Source organism: Vibrio sp. SCSIO 43136 (assembly GCF_023716565.1).
Lineage (GTDB): Bacteria > Pseudomonadota > Gammaproteobacteria > Enterobacterales > Vibrionaceae > Vibrio.
Window position 1 is genome coordinate 1,022,037 of the sequence record NZ_CP071848.1, and the last position, 18,543, is coordinate 1,040,579.

The 18,543-nt window shown below is 45.4% G+C and carries 14 protein-coding genes; 6 read left to right on the forward strand and 8 right to left on the reverse strand.

All coding sequences use genetic code 11. The features are described 5' to 3' along the window. Nucleotides 1-4 precede the first annotated feature (4 nt). The 3 genes from J4N39_RS04905 to J4N39_RS04915 all read right to left on the reverse strand — a co-directional run bounded on the left by J4N39_RS04905 (nucleotide 5) and on the right by J4N39_RS04915 (nucleotide 2,580). On the reverse strand, nucleotides 5-142 hold the full coding sequence (locus J4N39_RS04905; protein ID WP_252022509.1) for a hypothetical protein: 138 nt from the start codon (nucleotides 140-142) through the stop codon (nucleotides 5-7). An 18-nt stretch (nucleotides 143-160) separates the two neighbouring features. Continuing rightward, nucleotides 161-1,177, reverse strand: a complete 1,017-nt coding sequence (locus J4N39_RS04910) for a nuclear transport factor 2 family protein (RefSeq protein WP_252022511.1) — start codon at nucleotides 1,175-1,177, stop codon at nucleotides 161-163. A 101-nt stretch (nucleotides 1,178-1,278) separates the two neighbouring features. Next, nucleotides 1,279-2,580, reverse strand: a complete 1,302-nt coding sequence (locus J4N39_RS04915; RefSeq protein WP_252022514.1) for an MFS transporter — start codon at nucleotides 2,578-2,580, stop codon at nucleotides 1,279-1,281. Nucleotides 2,581-2,917: 337 nt separating this feature from the next. On the opposite strand from J4N39_RS04915, the gene J4N39_RS04920 reads away from it, so the two are divergent. Further along, nucleotides 2,918-4,459 carry a sodium:solute symporter family transporter gene (locus tag J4N39_RS04920; RefSeq protein ID WP_252022517.1) on the forward strand — a complete coding sequence of 514 codons (1,542 nt, stop codon included), beginning with the start codon at nucleotides 2,918-2,920 and terminating at the stop codon, nucleotides 4,457-4,459. Between the two features lie 12 nt (nucleotides 4,460-4,471). After that, the gene (locus J4N39_RS04925) at nucleotides 4,472-5,842 is read left to right on the forward strand and encodes an L-serine ammonia-lyase (protein ID WP_252022520.1); all 1,371 of its coding nucleotides are present in this window, start codon (nucleotides 4,472-4,474) and stop codon (nucleotides 5,840-5,842) included. Between the two features lie 106 nt (nucleotides 5,843-5,948). Here J4N39_RS04925 and J4N39_RS04930 read toward each other — a convergent pair whose 3' ends face one another. Together J4N39_RS04930 and J4N39_RS04935 are read right to left on the reverse strand one after the other, a co-directional pair. Then, complete coding sequence (locus tag J4N39_RS04930) at nucleotides 5,949-6,605, reverse strand: DsbA family oxidoreductase (RefSeq protein WP_252022523.1); 657 nt, start codon at nucleotides 6,603-6,605, stop codon at nucleotides 5,949-5,951. Between the two features lie 126 nt (nucleotides 6,606-6,731). After that, nucleotides 6,732-8,633, reverse strand: coding sequence for an alkaline phosphatase D family protein (locus J4N39_RS04935; RefSeq protein WP_252022526.1), 1,902 nt, complete (start codon nucleotides 8,631-8,633; stop codon nucleotides 6,732-6,734). Between the two features lie 550 nt (nucleotides 8,634-9,183). On the opposite strand from J4N39_RS04935, the gene J4N39_RS04940 reads away from it, so the two are divergent. The 4 genes from J4N39_RS04940 to J4N39_RS04955 all read left to right on the forward strand — a co-directional run bounded on the left by J4N39_RS04940 (nucleotide 9,184) and on the right by J4N39_RS04955 (nucleotide 15,144). Then, the gene (locus tag J4N39_RS04940; RefSeq protein ID WP_252022544.1) at nucleotides 9,184-10,890 is read left to right on the forward strand and encodes a diguanylate cyclase; all 1,707 of its coding nucleotides are present in this window, start codon (nucleotides 9,184-9,186) and stop codon (nucleotides 10,888-10,890) included. Between the two features lie 168 nt (nucleotides 10,891-11,058). Then, entirely contained in the window at nucleotides 11,059-11,718 is a 660-nt protein-coding gene (locus tag J4N39_RS04945) for a hypothetical protein (RefSeq protein WP_252022546.1), read from the forward strand. Between the two features lie 120 nt (nucleotides 11,719-11,838). Next, nucleotides 11,839-12,798 carry a LysR family transcriptional regulator gene (locus J4N39_RS04950; protein WP_252022548.1) on the forward strand — a complete coding sequence of 320 codons (960 nt, stop codon included), beginning with the start codon at nucleotides 11,839-11,841 and terminating at the stop codon, nucleotides 12,796-12,798. A 228-nt stretch (nucleotides 12,799-13,026) separates the two neighbouring features. Continuing rightward, a complete protein-coding gene (locus J4N39_RS04955; RefSeq protein ID WP_252022550.1) occupies nucleotides 13,027-15,144 on the forward strand; it encodes a methyl-accepting chemotaxis protein in 2,118 nt (705 codons plus the stop codon). A gap of 73 nt (nucleotides 15,145-15,217) precedes the next feature. Here J4N39_RS04955 and J4N39_RS04960 read toward each other — a convergent pair whose 3' ends face one another. From J4N39_RS04960 to J4N39_RS04970, 3 genes are all read right to left on the reverse strand, one after another. Further along, complete coding sequence (locus tag J4N39_RS04960) at nucleotides 15,218-16,480, reverse strand: quaternary amine ABC transporter ATP-binding protein (protein WP_252022552.1); 1,263 nt, start codon at nucleotides 16,478-16,480, stop codon at nucleotides 15,218-15,220. Beyond that, nucleotides 16,473-17,372 carry an ABC transporter permease gene (locus tag J4N39_RS04965; protein ID WP_252022555.1) on the reverse strand — a complete coding sequence of 300 codons (900 nt, stop codon included), beginning with the start codon at nucleotides 17,370-17,372 and terminating at the stop codon, nucleotides 16,473-16,475. Before J4N39_RS04965 ends, J4N39_RS04960 begins: the two co-directional genes overlap by 8 nt. Nucleotides 17,373-17,510: 138 nt before the next feature. Further along, nucleotides 17,511-18,500, reverse strand: a complete 990-nt coding sequence (locus J4N39_RS04970) for an ABC transporter substrate-binding protein (protein ID WP_252022557.1) — start codon at nucleotides 18,498-18,500, stop codon at nucleotides 17,511-17,513. Nucleotides 18,501-18,543 lie beyond the last annotated feature (43 nt).

Consider the following 18,543-nt stretch of genomic DNA (forward strand, 5'->3'; position numbering starts at 1 on the left):
TATTCTAAGTGAAGAAAGCAGCCGTGCCTTCAGGCACTTTAGGAATAAGTTTTCTATCTTCAGTGATGCCCATCCATGAGGCGAAAAAGTTAGTTAATGCACTGAAAATCATGATCAATTGGCTAAAAATTGGCGGGCTCATGGCCCGCCATTTATTGACTTATAGCGAAGGGTTAAGGATGCTAGAAGTACGCTCAAACACATCTAGACCTTGCTGTTTTAGCCAGTATGGAAGGTCGATTAGTACCCAGTTCTCTGACAGTTTGTCACCGTCGCGGTAGTAAACATCAACTACTTGCATGTCTGCACGTACTTCACCACCAGTCATACCTAGGAAACCACCAATTGGCGTGTTTGATAGGTTTGGCCAACCGAAGAAACAAGAGAAGTTACCTTCTGCGAAACGACATACGTGACCGTTAAACTTCTTATCTTTTAGGTTGTTACGGAATGGAAGTTGGTGCTGTTGTTGGTAACGTGGAATAGTGTAAGAAGCACCGATACCACATGGACCGTACCAGATCATGTCTTCAGACCAGCTCTTAGCTAGAACCTCTGGTGGACAGCCCATTGCACCGCTATCGTTTAGTGCAGACAGGTCATCTACCATCTTGTTAACAAGAGCAAGTGTTGCTACACCTTCTTCTGGTGCTGCATCTTCGAACAGTAGGCCATCGTGGTTACGTGGGCCAGGGTAGACAAAATGCTTGCCCGTTGATGGTGGTAGTGGGTAACAACCCGCTTGATCCATCACACCAAGTAGGTCAAGGAATAGGCCAGTCTTAGTGATCTTACCGTTTTCAACACAGTTAAACTCTGCGTAACGGATGTTCATGATCTTGCCGGTAGGGCGCATGCCAAGGTACTCAGCATCGAATAGGCCCATGAAGTGACCCATGCTCATTACCCAGATTTCACCTGAAGTTACTTCGTTTTCACCACCGATAAAGATGTCTTGACGACGTTGCATACGCGTCATTGATTTCATCAAAGGAGACCAGAAAACGTCAGCGGCTGCTTGTGCGCCCTGCTGCTCACGGAATGGGTAAACACCGCGCCATAGGTAATCTTCAGAGGTATGTTCTTTTAGTACTTGTGCAACGTTTTCGTGAGTTGCGTTTTCCATTGCATCGAAGTAATCACGGACAATGCGTTTCGCTTCTTGATATTTAGACATAATAAACTCTCTATTTTGCTGTCGAGCCAGCTTTCGGAACAGGACTCGGAATGACGTTTTTTATCCGGCTAGCTTGCCAGCCGGACGTTTTGAAATTTCAGTTAAGCTTTTGCCGCTTCGGTATTCTTGTTTTTGTTGAATACGCCGCCTTTTAGTGTCTCTGGCAGTGATAGCCATAGAAGGCCTGCAACGATCCAGACGATTGGTGAGCCCCACATTGCGGTTTGCAGGTCAGTACGCTCTTGGATGAAGATAAGAACCATAGGTGCCCACATGCCGATGATACGACCACCGTGGAACAGTGCTGCGCCGTAGCTTCGAAGGTGTGCAGGGAACAGTTCGGAGAAGTAACCACCCCATACTGCGGAAGAGGACAAACCAAAGTTATAAATCAGACCTAAGATAGCCAGCATGTTTAGGCCACCAATCACCATGTCACCTGGAGCGACAAAGAAGATTGAAACCATGATGCCCGCAAGGATGAAGCCAAAGGCATTAACCTTGCGACCGAATTTGTCTGCAGACCAACCCCAGAACCAAGCACCAAATAGTGAGCCGAACGCTGAAATTGAGAAGATAAGACCGATGGTTGCACCGTCAAACATACGGACGTCACGCAGGTAAGTGGTAACGAAACCGCTGAAGAATTGGAAACCGTAGAAGTTAAGACCTGCCAAAAGCAGACATGTAATGGTGATCTTGCGGTAAGGCTTACTCAGCATTTCGCCCCAAGAACCCTGTTTTACTTTGGTAGTCTCTGTGGAGTCGGCGGCTTGCGCCTGCTCTTCTTCACCGTAAGCGATCACTTTTTTATCGCTAGGTAGAACAAAGATCATTGCTGCAGCAGCGACAAGCGGTGGGATACCACCAACAAGCATTAAGCTTTCCCAAGGTGCATCGATACTAGAGATAAACGCTGCATACGCACCCATTGCCATCAGTGCAACTGAGAACATTGAAGAGGCAAATGCAGTTAACTTACCACGTACGGTTGGTGTAAATAGACCAATCATTAAGCTCACCGCAACGGTGAAGTAGCCACCCAGTGATAAGCCAATGATGAAACGCATTGCCGCCCAAGTGGTGTAGTCGGTGAACATCATGTTAATGATGGTGGCACCACCATTGAGGGCTGTAATAGTAATGAGTGTCGATTTCTTACCAAATTTTGTGGCAAACCAAGCACAACTTAATGCACCAATAAGCGCACCAACGGATTGCCAAGTATAGAACTGGGCAGTATCAGACAGGCTAATCCCATCATACGCCTCGACAATGTAAGGGCGTACGTAGTCAATAATTACAAAGTTGTAACAATAGAAAAAGTAACCAACTAGTATCGCTAGATACGCAGCTACCCTTTGAATCATAGGAACTTCGCTCATGTGTCTTTTGGTAGTCATGACCGATAAACCTCTATTTATTATGGAATTTATTTAATGTTGTCTTTCAGGAAGAGTGTTCACTAGCTGTGCTCTTCATGTTGATTTCGGAATGGATCATAGTTTTTTTTGGTAGGAGTTAACCGTGATCAAAATCAATTTTCAGCTGAATACGTACCCATTTATAAGTTTTGGTGATGAAGATCACATAAAATGGGCTGAATTGAAATTCAGCCCGAAATTTTAGATTATATTAGCGCTTGTTGGTACTTTTTTGGTGTTTTTATCGCCAGAAATACCTTGTTACAGTTATTGCTAAGTATGGATATTGGCACATTAGTTATGAGTAAACTTATAAATGGTTACGTATTCAAGTTTGGTGGTTATTGTAATATATGTATTTATTACGTTAATAATCAGCTATTTAGTTAATGGCCGCTGGAAGGTAAGTGGCGATTTCTCAACAGGGGGAAAGCAATTTGGTTGGTTCACTGCCGGAGTTTCGATATTAGCGACCTACATCAGTGCGATGACATTTGTTGGAATGCCGGGTTGGGTATATAGCTCTGGTATGGAGGCTATGAGCGTCCATTTGAACTATCCGTTGGTGATTTTTTTCTCCGTCATCTTTTTTGTCCCCTTATTCTATCGGTTAGGGCTGACCTCGATATATGAGTATCTTGAGCGTCGGTTTGGTGTCTATGCGAGAACCATTAATTCGATAGTGTTTATCTTAGTCCAGTGCATCTCAGCTGGGGTGATCCTTTATGCCGTTGCGCTGATTTTGGTGCAGGTACTGCCAATCAATATTTCGACGGCGTTTATTGCCATCAGCATATTCACCGCTGTCTATACCTATGCTGGCGGGATATCAACGGTCATTTGGACGGATATGTTGCAGTCGGTGGTGCTGGTGGTCGGCAGTGTTGCCATTTTGGTCATATTGATGACAGAGATAAACACAGGTCAGCAAGTTTCGGTGAGCGACTTGAATATTATTAATCTCGAGTTCGATCTTGGTGTCGATACGACACTTTGGGCAGGTGTGGTTGCCGTGAGTTTCTTGCATCTAAGTGTTTATGGAACAAACCAACTGATCATTCAACGAACTCTTGCCACGAAATGTGAGAAAAGCGCCCAAAAATCGATGCTGCTTTGTGGGTATGGTGCGTTTTTCATCTACTTATTCTTCGCTTTGCTAGGCGTGTTGTTGAACGTCTTTTATCAAGGCCAGTCGTTTGAAAACAGCAATGAAGTCATTTTAGATTTTGTCTTCAACCATACTAACGCCTTTGTGGTTGGATTGATTATTTCGGCGTTGGCTGCGGCGGCTATGTCGACACTTGACTCCACCTACAACTCAATTGCCACGGTAGCAACATCTGATATCTATCGGCGCTTTTTGAACAAAGACGCCAGTAATCAACACTATGAAAAGGTTGCACGCAAAATGAGTTTAATGGCGGCCGCTATGGTGGTTGTGCCTGCTTTACTGGCGGTGTCGAATGAGTCGGTATTGAAAACGATCGCCAGTCTGACCTCAATTTTTGTTGGGATCCGTTTGGGCTCGTTTCTGCTGGGGTTGTTTTGGTCAAAAGCAAATGAAAAAGGTGTTATTGCTGGCAGCGTTGCCAGCGTACTCGTGGTATTTGCCGTTATGCATCAAGATATTGCGTGGCCATGGTTTGCTCCAGTAGGCACGATGGTCTTTCTTGTGGTTGGCGTTTTGGTCAGCCGTCGATGGGGGTCTTTGACCCAAGAGCAGCAGTCCTTTATTCATTATCAAAAACATCTTTTTGCTAAGCCAACGATAAGCCATTACGGGTTGCTAGTGTTTGCTATCGCGACCATCACTGCCTGTATCGTGCTTCCTGATTGGCTTTATGCTGCGCTAACTTAACCGGGTAACTATATGCTTTCTATCTTTGATATTTATAAAATTGGGGTTGGTCCTTCCAGCTCTCACACTAATGGCCCAATGATTGCAGGCCACCATTTCGTGCAGTTGATCGCATCTGATCTAGACCATGTGAGTCGTATTCAGGTGGACTTATATGGTTCGCTATCCTTGACAGGTATTGGCCACCATACTGACCGAGCAGCGATTTTGGGTCTATTGGGTAATAAGCCAGACACTATCCAAATCTCTGCGGCTAACAAAGCGATGAGATGCGCAATTGACCAAGGCACGATGCTTGTCGATGGCCGTCATTCGATAAAGTTCGACTATAAAACTGACATGCTTTTTCATGAGGAAAACCTGCCTCTGCACGAAAACGGTATGACGATTAGCGCTTTTGACTGTCATGGAAACCAAGTGGGTTTTGAAACTTACTACTCGATTGGTGGAGGCTTCATTGCTACTGCGCAAGAGTTACAAACTGGCAGCTCGACACATTCTATCGATGTTGCATTTCCATTCTCCAGTGCCGAAGAAATGTTAGCGCAAGCGGATACCAATGGAATGAGTCTGGGCAGCCTCGTTTTGAGAAATGAGCAGGCGTTTAATGATATGGAGACCATTGATCAGCGTGCTGATCAGATCTGGCAGGTAATGAGCCAATGCATGGAGCGAGGATTTGAAACCGAAGGTATTTTGGACGGCGGTTTGAACGTGGTTCGCCGTGCACCAAGTTTGCTGAAAAAACTCGAAGCGAATGCCGCAATTGAAAATGATCCTATGGAGATCATGGATAGGATTAACCTATTTGCTTTTGCTGTCAGTGAAGAAAATGCTGCTGGTGGACAGGTTGTTACCTCACCAACCAATGGGGCGGCGGGCGTTATTCCTGCCGTGTTGATGTACTACCACCGTTTTATTAAGGCGCTCGATACCAAACAGCTTAAAGACTTTCTCGCCGTCTCTGGGGCGATTGGGATTTTATATAAAACCAATGCGTCAATCTCTGGTGCGGAAGTTGGGTGTCAAGGGGAGGTAGGCGTATCTTCTTCGATGGCAGCAGCAGGCTTAACGGCACTTCGTGGTGGTAGCAATGAGCAGATTTGCATGGCAGCAGAAATTGCCATGGAGCATTCGCTTGGCATGACTTGCGATCCGATTGGTGGTCTAGTGCAAGTTCCATGCATTGAGCGAAACGCAATGGGGGCGATGAAAGCGATCAACGCATCCCGTATGGCGTTAAAGAGAAATAGTAAATGTTTGATCTCTCTTGATAAAGTCATAGAAACCATGTATCAGACAGGCAAAGACATGAACAAGAAATATCGTGAAACCTCGTTGGGAGGTTTGGCCTTGATTCATCTTGCTCCACCTTGTGAATAAAGAGCATTGAGTTCGCTGTCCACACCAAATGCGTGGGCAGCGTTAGTTCACAGTCTGCTATGGTTTAAAGGCATTCACAGCTCATTTTTTGCAAACAGGTTGAGTGTTACTCTTGAGTCGCCTCCGCCAAAAGATCGGTTATCACCTGCTTGTAAGCCTCAACAGGTTGCGCCCCCGTCATTGCGCCTTTCATATCAAACACCACGGTTGGCACAGAGCTGATCCCCAGGTTACGCCAGTGCTGCTGTTCCTGTTCTAGTAGGCGTAATGCAATGGAATCGTCCAAAAATGCCATCGCTTTATCCGCATCAAGCCCAGTATCAATGATCAGCTTTTGGAGTTCTTGTGGGTCTGAAACATCTTTACGTTGGCTAAAGAATGCCTCGAATAACGCCATTTTTAGCTCAGTCTGTTTGTTAAACGACTTGGCATACTCGAGCAGTAAGTGGGCTTTTTTGGTGTTGACCATTTTCATCTCGTCAAAGTAGTCAAAACGAAACCCTAGCTCGCTGCCCAGTTGAGTTAAATTGTCTCTAGCTCGGATACTGTCTTCTTTAGTGGTGCCATACTTGTTGGCAAGGTGCGCCCGAAGGTTCTCACCTTCCTGCGGCATGTTTGGGTTAAGCTCAAAAGGGTGCCACTCAATTTCCACTTGGTATTGAACACCTAGCTCTGTAATTGCTTGCTCCAGGCGTTTATATCCAATCACACACCAAGGGCATACCACATCGGACACGATATCAAGTTTGATGGTTTTACTCATAGTTGCCTACACCGTTAATTTTTATTGATACGGTTTATTATTGGGGCCAGGTTTCATTAATCAACCAGTATGCTTTTGGTAACCTGCCTGTTTTGACCTCAAGCGGTTAATGTTTCCAATGGGTGATTATCTCTGTTCGGGGAAGTCGACCTGCTCACCTTTGCTGGTCAAAATACTGATTTGCTCTGGTTTACCTTGTGCATCCATCCTCAATTCACCAATTGCACTTTGATTGACCAATCGGTAAAACGACTGGTTGCTTGGATGTCTTTTGCTAATTTTCAATCGCTTACGTTTAGTGAACCAGTTGAGTGGAGAGCGTGGGCTATAGAGCAAGGTGTCTACTGTGTCGCAGAATGTGAGTAACTTAGCGGGGAATTGATTTTTAATCCCGCTGCAGGTGATCTGATAAATGTTAGGGCTGTTTTTTCGATAACGAAGTTTCACATCATAGGCAAATGAGTAGTGGACATCGCCCGATAAAATGACGAAGTTAGTTGGCGTCTTGGTATGAGTGAAAATGCTAATTAAGGTGTTTGCGCTTCCCGGGTGCGCCATCCAGTTTTCAGCATCGATCAATAAAGGTTGGCGCAGTATTGTCATCATTTTTTGCAGCGCTTCGATGAACTTCACCCCAAAGATAGGTGCTGCTGAGACCACCACGACTTTGTCCTGATGAAGCAGCTCTTGCTGAAATTCAATTAATCCTTCCCAATCAAGTAGACCAGAAGGTTTGTACATTTTCGACTCTGAGCGCCAGCGACGGGTTCGAGTGTCGAGCACTACAACCTTAGGTGAGGTCTCTGTGGTGTAGTGCCACTGCTCAAACCGATATAGATGGGCAATGAAATCGTCTTGAGTTTGAGTGTTTGGCGATGCGAAATAGTTGTGTGCAAGCTGCATGAAACTAGGCTCAAACTTTTCTGGGGCATTGCCCCAGCCTTGGCATAACCAATACGCCATTAAGCCATTGCCTATGATACGTTTTGAAAAATCGTTGCTAAAGGCAGCTTTTTCCCAGCCGATGGTCAGGTTCCAATCATCCGTGATGTCGTGATCATCAAAAATCATATAGCAAGGGATATGAGCAAGCAGACGTTGGACATTAGCAAGGCCGTCGACAAACTTGTCAATATGGACTTTCTCTTCTCGCCAATGCTGCTGCCACTCTGGACTCAGTGGTACATCAGCCGTCTTAAATTCACGATTGGCTAAGCGGTCACTTTCGATGAGGCCCCATGGAGTGGGTGACCAAACCAACAGATACATGGCAAAGTATTCTGCAAAGCTGATGAGATGGTTCTCCGCTTCACGAGAACTAAAAATTGGTGTTCTTAAGTGTGGGAAAAACTTATAGGTGAGCGAACCATCATCTATATAGTGGGGCAGGATTTTATCTCTGCCGTAATAGCAGTCTGGGTGCTGGTAGAGCGCATTGGTATCTTGAATGGGCGCTTGAGAAAAGGTCTCTTGCGGCAGACCTAACAGGCTAACTAGCTGCTCAATTGCGTCGAGTGTTGGCCCAGCCACGTGGTCGGCGTAGATTTGATCACCACTCATCAATAGCATATCGGGGCGCTGGTGAGCATCTAGTGAGGCGACCTTGCTATCAGTGGTCACTAGCGTGTCATCGCTAAAATGGTGTGGGTTTCGGCATGAGCCATGCAGGATGTAGTCCGCTTTGGTGCTGATAATAAACTCCACACCATGCTCTGCTTCTTTGCCATCATAAGTTAAGTGAGGCAGCAGAGCTGTGAGCAAGCCTTGTTGTATGTTTAATTGGTAATAGAGTGAAGTATCCGTTGGGAAGTCGCCAGACAAACGGAGCAGAGAAACCCAGCAGTGGGTACCGACTTGGATCTGTTGTTCGGTAGCGATTGGCGCATCGTAGATTAAACCTTGACTTGTGGGGCAGTAGACACTTGCTTGACCACTCAGGCACTCGGTGGTTACCAACCACACATTGATTTCTGAGCTCGTGACTTTTCTCAATAGGGGGCCTGCAATGACCAAGGGTAATGACGACATGTTTTCACTTTGAGTCAAAGGTTTACCTCCACAACAACCTATAGCGTCAGTTTATATGAAGTTTAAACGGACTATCTAGCGAAATCCGCCTTCTTAGAGAGCTCCTCCACATTCTGTTTTTCCCTGACAAGGTTAACCATTAAAAATGCATGGTTAATCAAAGGCTTTATTCACTTTATCTTTGCTGAACTATACTTTATACCAATCCAACTAATTATCTGTTCAGCCTAGCTAGTCCATATTTCCTCTAGCCGCGTCAGAAATCGTATCCCTAGTCCCAGCTAGGCATAAGATTTCTTCCTTGCTAGAGAAAACCTGTCCGTCGCCATGCAAGAACACATAATTAGTCGTATTGGTATTAGTGTGATACACAATAAGTTTTTAATACTGTTGATGCATATCTAAACAGGAAGCGATTGATTCATAGAGTAAATGCTAGATAATCTCGCCACTTGTTTCAGCTAAGGTTAAAACCGTCGCTGGTGAGTTTAGAGGCAGTATGAATAAACACCCCAATAGATTTTCGTTAACCAACGTATATGGACATACGATGAAAGTTAGCTCTTTTAGCAAGATGCAGTACTTGCCCATTTTCGCCTTGGCCTTGTCGATGGTGTTTGGTGGCTACTTATACAATCAAACCCTAGACCGCTGGTTGGGTAACTTGATCAGCCAATATATGTTTGGTCTGGTGGAGGATGTTATCTTCGACATCGAGGATAAATACATTCAGTTTGACGTCATGAATGTGGAGGGGATTGATCGTTATTTGGATACTCGTCCGCAATCTAAGTTTGGTCGTCGATTTACCTTGATCCGCAGTGATGGCAAGGTCTTAGGAGATACCAACCTAAACTTGGCAGAGATCCGAGCAACGGATGATCATAGCGACCGCCCTGAAGTCATTGCTGCGCTTGCTGGGCAAGATGGTGTTGATCAACACACCAGTTCATCCACCAATCAAGAACTGCTATACGTCGCCAAAACCGTGCCTCAAGCCGAGAGTTCTGAGTATCACTATGTGTTGCGATTGGCGATGCCAATGACGACGCTTAACTCAATGATTAGCGATTTACAGTGGATTTTTAATGCATTGATGAGCGTTTCATTGATCACGCTGGTGTTTTTCTCTTGGTATAGTAACCGCAAGATTTTGCGTATGGTGGATCAGGAGCGTGATCAACAAGAAAGCCGAATAGTGCAGCGCACGCAAGAGATAGAGCTTTTGCATCGACTTGCCAATATGTTGGCCGCTTGTAACAGCATTAAAGAAGCACAATCGGTAGTTGAAGATATTATTCCTCGAATTTTAGGGGACATAAACGGCAGCGTAGCGATATTGCGTGAATCAAGAAATATTCTCGAAGTGCAACTGGACTGGGGCGGCGCTTGGCCTGGGCAGCGAATTTATAGTCCTGATGATTGTTGGGCACTGCGCAAAGGTAAACACCATCTATCTAAAGATGACTATCACCATCTACCTTGTCGGCATATGGAGGGGTGTGAACAAGATGGCGTGACATTATGTGTACCCCTTACAGCTCACGGTAATACGATTGGTATGTTTCACCTTCATTTTGACCAAGAAAAACTGCCAGTATCGGATGAGACCAAGCAGCTCGCATTCACCATTGCTGAGCATTTAGGTTTGGCATTGGCCAACTTGAATCTACAAGAGAAACTGCGCAATCAAGCCTTGAGTGATCCATTAACAGGTCTGTTTAATCGTCGTTACTTCGAGCAGGAGTTTGAGCAACAGTGGCTTAAAGCTCAGCAAGATCAAAGTGAACTCTCGTTGTTGATGCTCGATCTCGACCATTTCAAACGTTTTAACGATAACTTTGGTCACGATGCGGGAGATTATGTCCTCAAAGAAGTATCGAACCTGCTTACCGCACATAGCCGAGAGCTCGATTATTGCTGTCGATTAGGTGGTGAGGAGCTTGCGATCATTTGCCCTGAATGTGGTGTAGAAGAGTCTCAACAAATCGCTAATTTGATTGTTGAGCAAGTGCGTGAGCTGCATTTGGACATGCGAGGTTTATCATTGGGGCAGCTCGGTGTTTCAATAGGTATTGCAACTTACCCAAGTATGAATCTCACCACGGATAATCTGATCAAAGAAGCGGACAAAGCACTGTACATGGCGAAAGATCAGGGAAGAAGTCGGGCGATACATGCCCACTCAACGGAGAATAAAGTTTCCTCAATCACTAAAGCCAACCATGAGACTTCAGAGGCTGAAACAGTTTCTTAATCGCTATAGAGTATATACAAGGCCCAGTTTTGACTGGGCTTTTTTGTACCTATTAGCTGCACTAATAGTTCCTAATTGGTTGCAGTCCTCAAACGAAATTAAAGTCTGCCTCGCTAAGGAGAGGTAACACGCCTAAGGAAGGTATTACTTAGTTTGAGGATACAAAAAATGAAAAAAGCTATCGTGGCAGCATCACTTGCTGCTCTATTTTCTGGTGCAAGCATCGCAGATGATTTATCTGGCGGTTTAGAAATTGATCAGAAAGTGAACTCACAAGGTGCTTTGTCGAACAATAAAGCTGGTCTAAAAGTGTTTGTTGGTTACCAAGACATTGGTTTCTCAGCAAAACGTTCGGGTGCTAACAACGAATACAACATCAACTACACCCACGGTTTTGACAACTTTTGGCTAAAAGGTGAAGGTGAGTTTGTGGATAAAACCAATGCGAATGAATCTGATGTTCGCAAGTTGGGCGTTTCTGTTGGTACATCAGTCGGTGCATTTGATGTGAGTGCACGTGCTCGTAATGATGCGGAAACCCAACGCATTGGCCTTGGGCAATCAAACATCGCTCGTTTTGATTTAGCAGCAGGTATTCAAGCCACGGACAATGTTTACTTGAATGCAAAAGTTGTGCACCAAGCAGAGTTAGACAAAACCACTAAGGCGCTTAACGCTCGTGATAATATCCAAAACTACGAACTTCGTGCGACGTTCAATAACTTAAATGGCTTCAAGCCTTACATTGAAGTTGGCAACGAAGGCACATTTAGCAATAAGAACCAACGAGATTCTTACGGAAAAGTAGGGGTTGTTTTTAACTTCTAAGTACAAAGTCTTTAATTGATTAACTCAGCGCTTAGGTATCGAGTTTTCTCGGAGAGTTGAGTTTTTGCCACGGATGGCTTTTTTATTGTTAGGATAATGAAGTAGGTGAAAGGAGTGCCGATGTCATTAACTAATCAATTATCGCTATTCTTGGATGTGGTTCAGCAAGGTTCATTCAGTAAAGCTGCCGCACTCCATGACATGGATAACTCTTCCCTTTCAAAACAGATCAAAAAGCTTGAAGCCCACCTTGGTGTGCAATTGCTTAATCGTTCGACTCGGTCTATTTCATTGACGCCAGCCGGTGAAGAAATTGTTCCACAAGTGCAGCAGTTACAGAGCACATTGACCCAAATTCACAATATCGCCGACTCTTATCACTCAGAGCCCAAAGGGCATTTGCGCATTACGTCTGCCACACTGTTTGGCCAGCAATATGTGCAACCAGTCATTGCGAAATTCATGCAGCGATACCCAGAAGTTAAGATCTCCCTATCGTTAGATGATAGGCGAAGTGATCTGATTTCAGACCACTTTGACTTAGCATTTCGAATTGGCAAGTTAAGAGATTCGAATCTCGTGGCCAAGAAACTCGCAAATACCAATTTTGCGCTGGTGGCGTCTAAAGATTTCATTGCCAAACACGGCGAACCACAAACACCTGAGGCGTTAATAAAACTCCCTGCGGTGGTTTATTTCAATGGGGATACGACGCTTGACCAAATGAAGATTGGTTTGACTCCAGAAAGTGACACACTGACGACACTAAAAATGCGGGGAAACTATAAAGTCAGCGACGTACGTTCAATGATCAATGCGGTATGCTCAGGTCTTGGTTATTGCCAGTTGGACCTCTTCAATCTTGACCAATCAATTGAAAAGCTAGGGCTAGAGCCGTTACTGACCGATTATCACTTATCGACGCTAGATACCGGGATCTACGCCATTTATCCGCACCGCAAACCAACTTTGTTGGTGAGAGAATTCATACAGACCTTCCAAGACCATATTGGCTCGCCACCTTACTGGGAAAGCCATATTCCCAATTACCATACGATGTACCTCTCACGAAAGTCATAAACCGCATGTGAAACTGTTTTCATTTTGGCGCAGAACTTCCGTACTAGCGCTGTGACTCAATTCTTAGTTTTACACAATTGATCATTAAGTTATGTGACCTGTTCGCATTGGTGGATACGTTTACATTTTCATTATGGATGAAGATTGCTTAAATAGGGCTACACTTATAGGTGCATTGTCTGTTTTTACAACAATTGCCAAAAAAAGAACAAGATGGAGACGGTGTGAATGAAAACGTTCTCAGTTCAGTGGAAGATTACCTTGCTGGCCGCTATTTGCTTAGTGCTATCTGCTGTGCTCTTAGTGAGCTTTTCAGTATATAACGCTAAGCAAAACCAACGAGTTATCCGAGACCAAAGTACCCAGTCTGTGACTGAAAAGTCTCAGCACATGCTAGTGAGTGAAGCGGAGCTTATTGCCACCGAGATCCAAAATTACCTTTCTGATGCTCAGGTTCGTACCGAGATGATGGCGAGTACGGCATTGTTGCTCAAAGATAGCGCTGAGTTCAATGATACAGATAGCGAAGTGCTGCGTATCTCGCTCGATGACCTCGTGCGTCGCTCTGTGGAGACGTTTGATACGATTCAAGCGGGCTACTTGCTGTTCAAACCAAATGCTCTAGATGAAAAGGACGCTGAATTCACAGGAGCTGACTATGCAGCGTCTAACGATATTGGTCGGTTTGCTACCAACTGGGCTAAGTCTGCTGATGGGGCGGAAGTATTTCAAAACATTCTTTACGAAGGGTTAATCAATGACCCAACCAGTGCGGCAAAATATCAGTGTCCGATTACTTCTGGTATTGAGTGTATCGCTGAGCCTAAGTTTAGCGATTATGGTGACGTGAATGATTTGATCACCTCTGTCTCAGTTCCATTGAAGTGGGATGGAGAAGTGATTGGTTTGGTTGGTATCGACTTTAAACTTGATGTGCTCAAGGCGGTTGCGGCTAAGTCTGATCAGAACCTTTTTGATGGTATGGGACGTATAGCCATCGTATCGCAACAAGGGCAGTTGCTAGCGAGTGACTCTCAGGAACTCAAAATTGGCCAGCAATATCAAAGTAGTGTCTTAGACTCGGGTCAGATCCGTTCGATTTTGGGAACCTCTCAACCAAGTTCCGAATGGAGTAGTGATGGTAATTGGCTAATTGCGTCTGCACCGATTGCCATCGCAGATAAGCGTTGGGGGGTGATTCTTGAGTTGCCTAAATCGAGCGTGGTCGCAGATGCTGCCAAGCTAGATATGATGATCGATACCCAAATTCAACAAGGGGTACGTTCCGAGATTATTCTGGGTATTGCCACTTCTTTATTTGGACTGATGCTAATTGCTTTTGCTGCGATACGTCTAGTCAAACCTATTCGCGATGTTGTTGCGCGGCTTAATGATATTGCGTCTGGTGAAGGTGACTTAACACAGCGTCTTAAAGTGACCAGTCGAGATGAAATAGGCCAGCTTGCTGATAGCTTCAATCAGTTCTTGGCCAAGCTGCAAGGTACGATACAAGATATTGTTGCGAACTCCCATAGCGTGGTTGCATCGACTCAAGAGGCAAGAGAAACCGCAAGTGTGACTCGCAGTAGTAGTGAATCTCAGTTCCAAGAAGTGGATATGGTGGCTACGGCAACCGAAGAGATGGCCCAGACCTCGGCTTTAGTGCTTGATAGTGTAAATTCCGCACTGACCAATGCCCAGCAAGCTGATGAAGCTGCCCGTCAAGGTCAGAAAGTGATGAATCAGTCCCTTGATAAAATGAAAGGACTGGTAGAAAAAATGCAATCAGCAAAACCTGTGGTTGCGGAATTGGCGGATAACAATCAGGCCATTGTGTCTATGCTGACCATCATTGAAGAGATCTCAGAGCAAACTAACTTATTGGCGTTGAACGCTGCGATAGAAGCGGCGAGAGCGGGTGAACAAGGCCGTGGGTTTGCTGTGGTTGCTGATGAAGTCAGGCAGCTTGCCCAACGCACGCAAAGTTCAGTGAACGAGATTAAAACCGTGATCGACAAAGTTCGCAGCTGCACCAACAGCGTGGTGGAAGTGATGGAGTCGAGCGGTAATATGGTGGATGACGCTCAACTAGATGTCGAACATGCGTTTAATGGCTTAAAAGATGTTTTCGATGCTATTGAAGGTATTACGCAAATGAACGGCCATATTGTCGAAGCAGCGCAAGAGCAGCAATCAGCTTCGAATGAAGTAAGCCAGAGCATCAGTAATATTCGTGGTCTTAGTGCTACCATTCTCGACCAAGCGGAAGCGTCGCAAAATGCAGGTGAGACAATCAATCAACTTGCGGATGAACAGCAGCGATTGGTTGGGCAGTTTAAAGTCTAGGATCACGCCTCTAATAAAAGCCCCTATGGCTAATGCGATAGGGGCTTTTTAATGGCTAAAAGATTTTGTGTGGCTAGCCAGCTTTGGCTAGGTTGTCAGACTTTTTTTCGTCAGTACCACTTTGCTCAAGAGCGTTTTCTTCTTGGTTACTCGGCTCACTAAAGATTTCTGCTACCACGCTTCTCTCTAGTTCACCTTTAAGGTTGCCGTCATCATCCACCACTGGCAGAGAGTAATCACATGACATAGTGTCAGTCAGAACTTCTTCAATGGCACTTTCTGGGGAGACAGCAGGCACTTCTTCATAGAGCTCTTCACAGATGTCTTCGCTCACCGCTTCATCGGCCGCAGCGTCCATGAGACCTTCTTGAGTCAATACCCCTTGATAACCTTCTTCAGTGACATGGTAACCATAGTCATGTTTGGATTTCTTCATTTGAGCAAGTGCCTCTTCAATGGTACTTGCCGTAATACGTAGCTCTGGTGGTTGCATTACCGTTTCAACAGTCAGCGCTCGAGCTCGATTCACGTCTTTGACAAAGGCTTCTACGTAATCATCTGCAGGAGAGAGAAGGATCTCATCAGGAGTGCCTTCTTGTACTAGCTCTCCATCTTTCAGGATGGCGATACGATCGCCTAATCTCAGTGCTTCATCGAGGTCGTGAGTGATAAAAATAATGGTTTTGTGCAGCTTTTGTTGCAACTCAATCAACTGATCTTGCATTTCACTGCGGATCAAAGGATCGAGTGCAGAGAATGCCTCGTCCATCAGCAATATCTCGGCGTCAGTTGCCAGCGCACGTGCCAGTCCAACACGTTGTTGTTGACCACCGGAAAGCTGCGCTGGGTATTGTTTTTCGTAGCCTTGTAAGCCAACGGTTTCAAGCCATTCCGTAGCTTTTTGATGCCTTGCTGGTTTTTCAATGCCTTGGATCTCTAATCCGTAAGCTACGTTATCAATGACGTTACGATGCGGTAGCAGACCAAAGCGTTGAAACACCATCGACATTTTATGGCGTCTGAAATTTTCAAGCTCGGAAGTATTGAGGCTCATAACATCAATGCCTTCAACCATGATCTTGCCCTCAGTCGGGTCGATAAGGCGGTTGAAGTGCCTGATCAGGGTCGATTTACCTGAGCCAGAAAGCCCCATGATGACGAATATTTCGCCCTTGTGGATTTTTAGGTTGATGTCACGAAGGCCAACGGTGTGGCCAGTTTCTGCAAGGATGGCATCTTTGCCTTCTCCTGCATGGACCTTTGGTAACACGGAGTCAGGCTTAGGGCCAAAAACTTTGGACAAGCCACTAATCTCAACCAGTGGTAAATCAGTCATGTTTTAGGTCTCCTAGGTGAGCTTGAGTACGTTTTGCATAGGCCTGAGAGGCACGGTCAAACAAAATTGCCAGAGCGACAATGGCAAAGCCATTCAAGAGCCCTAAGGTAAAGTATTGGTTAGTGATCGACTTAAGTACAGGTTGGCCCAGACCTTTTACCCCAATCATTGAGGCGATTACGACCATAGACAGCGCCATCATGATGGTTTGGTTGATCCCCGCCATTATGGTTGGCATCGCAAGGGGAAGCTGAACCCCTAAAAGTCGTTGCTTCTTAGTCGCACCAAAGGCTGTTGCCGCTTCTAGCACCTCTTTATCTACTAAGCGAATACCGAGGTTGGTGAGGCGAATAACAGGAGGAATGGCATAGATGATAACCGCAATTAGGCCCGGAATTTTACCGATGCCTAGCAGCATGACGACAGGTATCAAGTAAACAAATGCTGGCATAGTCTGCATCACGTCAAGCATCGGGGTCACGATAGACTGAACTCGGTTAGAGCGTGCCATCGCAATGCCAATTGGAATGCCCATGACAATGGCGAGTAAGGTACAGACGGTGATGATACTCAAGGTGCGCATGGTATCTTCCCACATGCCAAAATAACCAATCAGTAGTAGTGATACAACGCAGCCTACGGTGAGCTTCCATGAACGGCTCGCAAGGTAAACCAAGCCGGAACAAGCAGCAAGCGTAATGATCCAAGGGGTAGATATTAGAAGTTTTTCGAACCAGACGAGAAATGTGAGTAGGGGGTCAAACAGTGATTCGATGGTATCGCCATATTCTCGAGAGAATTCGCGATATGCGCCATCCAGCGTTTTTTTAATTGTACGTAGGTCTGAGCGTCCCATTTCAGGGAACTCAGTTAACCAGCTTGAGTCAGCCATTGTAAATCCTTTACAGCTTAGATTTTAAAGCCCAGATAAGTGTTTGGGTATTCATCAAGTCCGTATCACTTATCTAGATCGGTATGAGCTAAATCGGCTCTGAAGTTCAGAGCCGATAAATATCATGTGCTTTGTGGCTTAGAGTTCCGCTTTTACTTTTTTGGCCACTTCTGGTGTTACCCAGCTTTCCCAAACTTGACCATAAGTTTCTAGGAAATGATGCATTGTCTCTTCACCGTCCGCTTGATTGTCTTCCATCCAAGCGAGCAGTTTGTTTAGGTCAGAGTTAGTAAAGCTACGAGTACTCACATAGGCGTAGGCTTCAGGTGAACGAGAAGCAAATTCTTCAGTGGTGACAGTATGTACTGGTGAAGGCGGGTACATGGTCACTTTTGGCTCATCACATTCTTCTTGAGTGGTACAGTTCAAGAACTCCTGTTCGTTGACACCACTACCGAAGTCGACTTTGACCATTTCATATTTACCGAGTACCGCTGTTGGTGCCCAGTAGTAACCGAACCAAGCTTGTTCACGTTCATATGCTTTGGCAATTGAACCCGATAGACCAGCACCCGAGCCTGGGTCAACGATGACAAAACCTTTGTCTTCAAGTCCCATCGCTTCAAAAAGGTTGCCTGCCGAGATCTGGCAGTTCCAACCGGCAGGGCAACTATAGAAAGCGGACACGTCAGGGTCTTCTGGGTGTTCGAACATGTCTGCGTGTTTGATCACACCTTCAATCGTGGCAAGCTCAGGGTGTTTTTCGACAAGGTATTTAGGAACCCAAAAGCCTTCTTCACCCCCGTCGCTCAATACTTTGCCGGCATAACGTAGGCGGCCTTCTTTGACACCGACATCCAATGCCTCTTTTAAACTGTTACTCCATAGCTCAGGCGCAAGATCTGGTTGACCTTTTTCGATCATAGAGGTGCCCGTTGGCATGGTGTCGCCTGGTACGAGCTCAGCGTCACAACCAAAACCGTGTTCAAGAATGAACTTGTCTACGTTGGCGATTAAGCTTGCAGAGTTCCAGTTCATTTCTGCGATGGTGACTTCACCACATTCACTTGCATTTGCAGAGGCGCTCATCAGTGTCGCTGCAAATAAAAGAGAAATTTTATGTTTCATGGAGACTTCCTTTGTCTGCTTTTGATTCTCAATATTTAGAGTA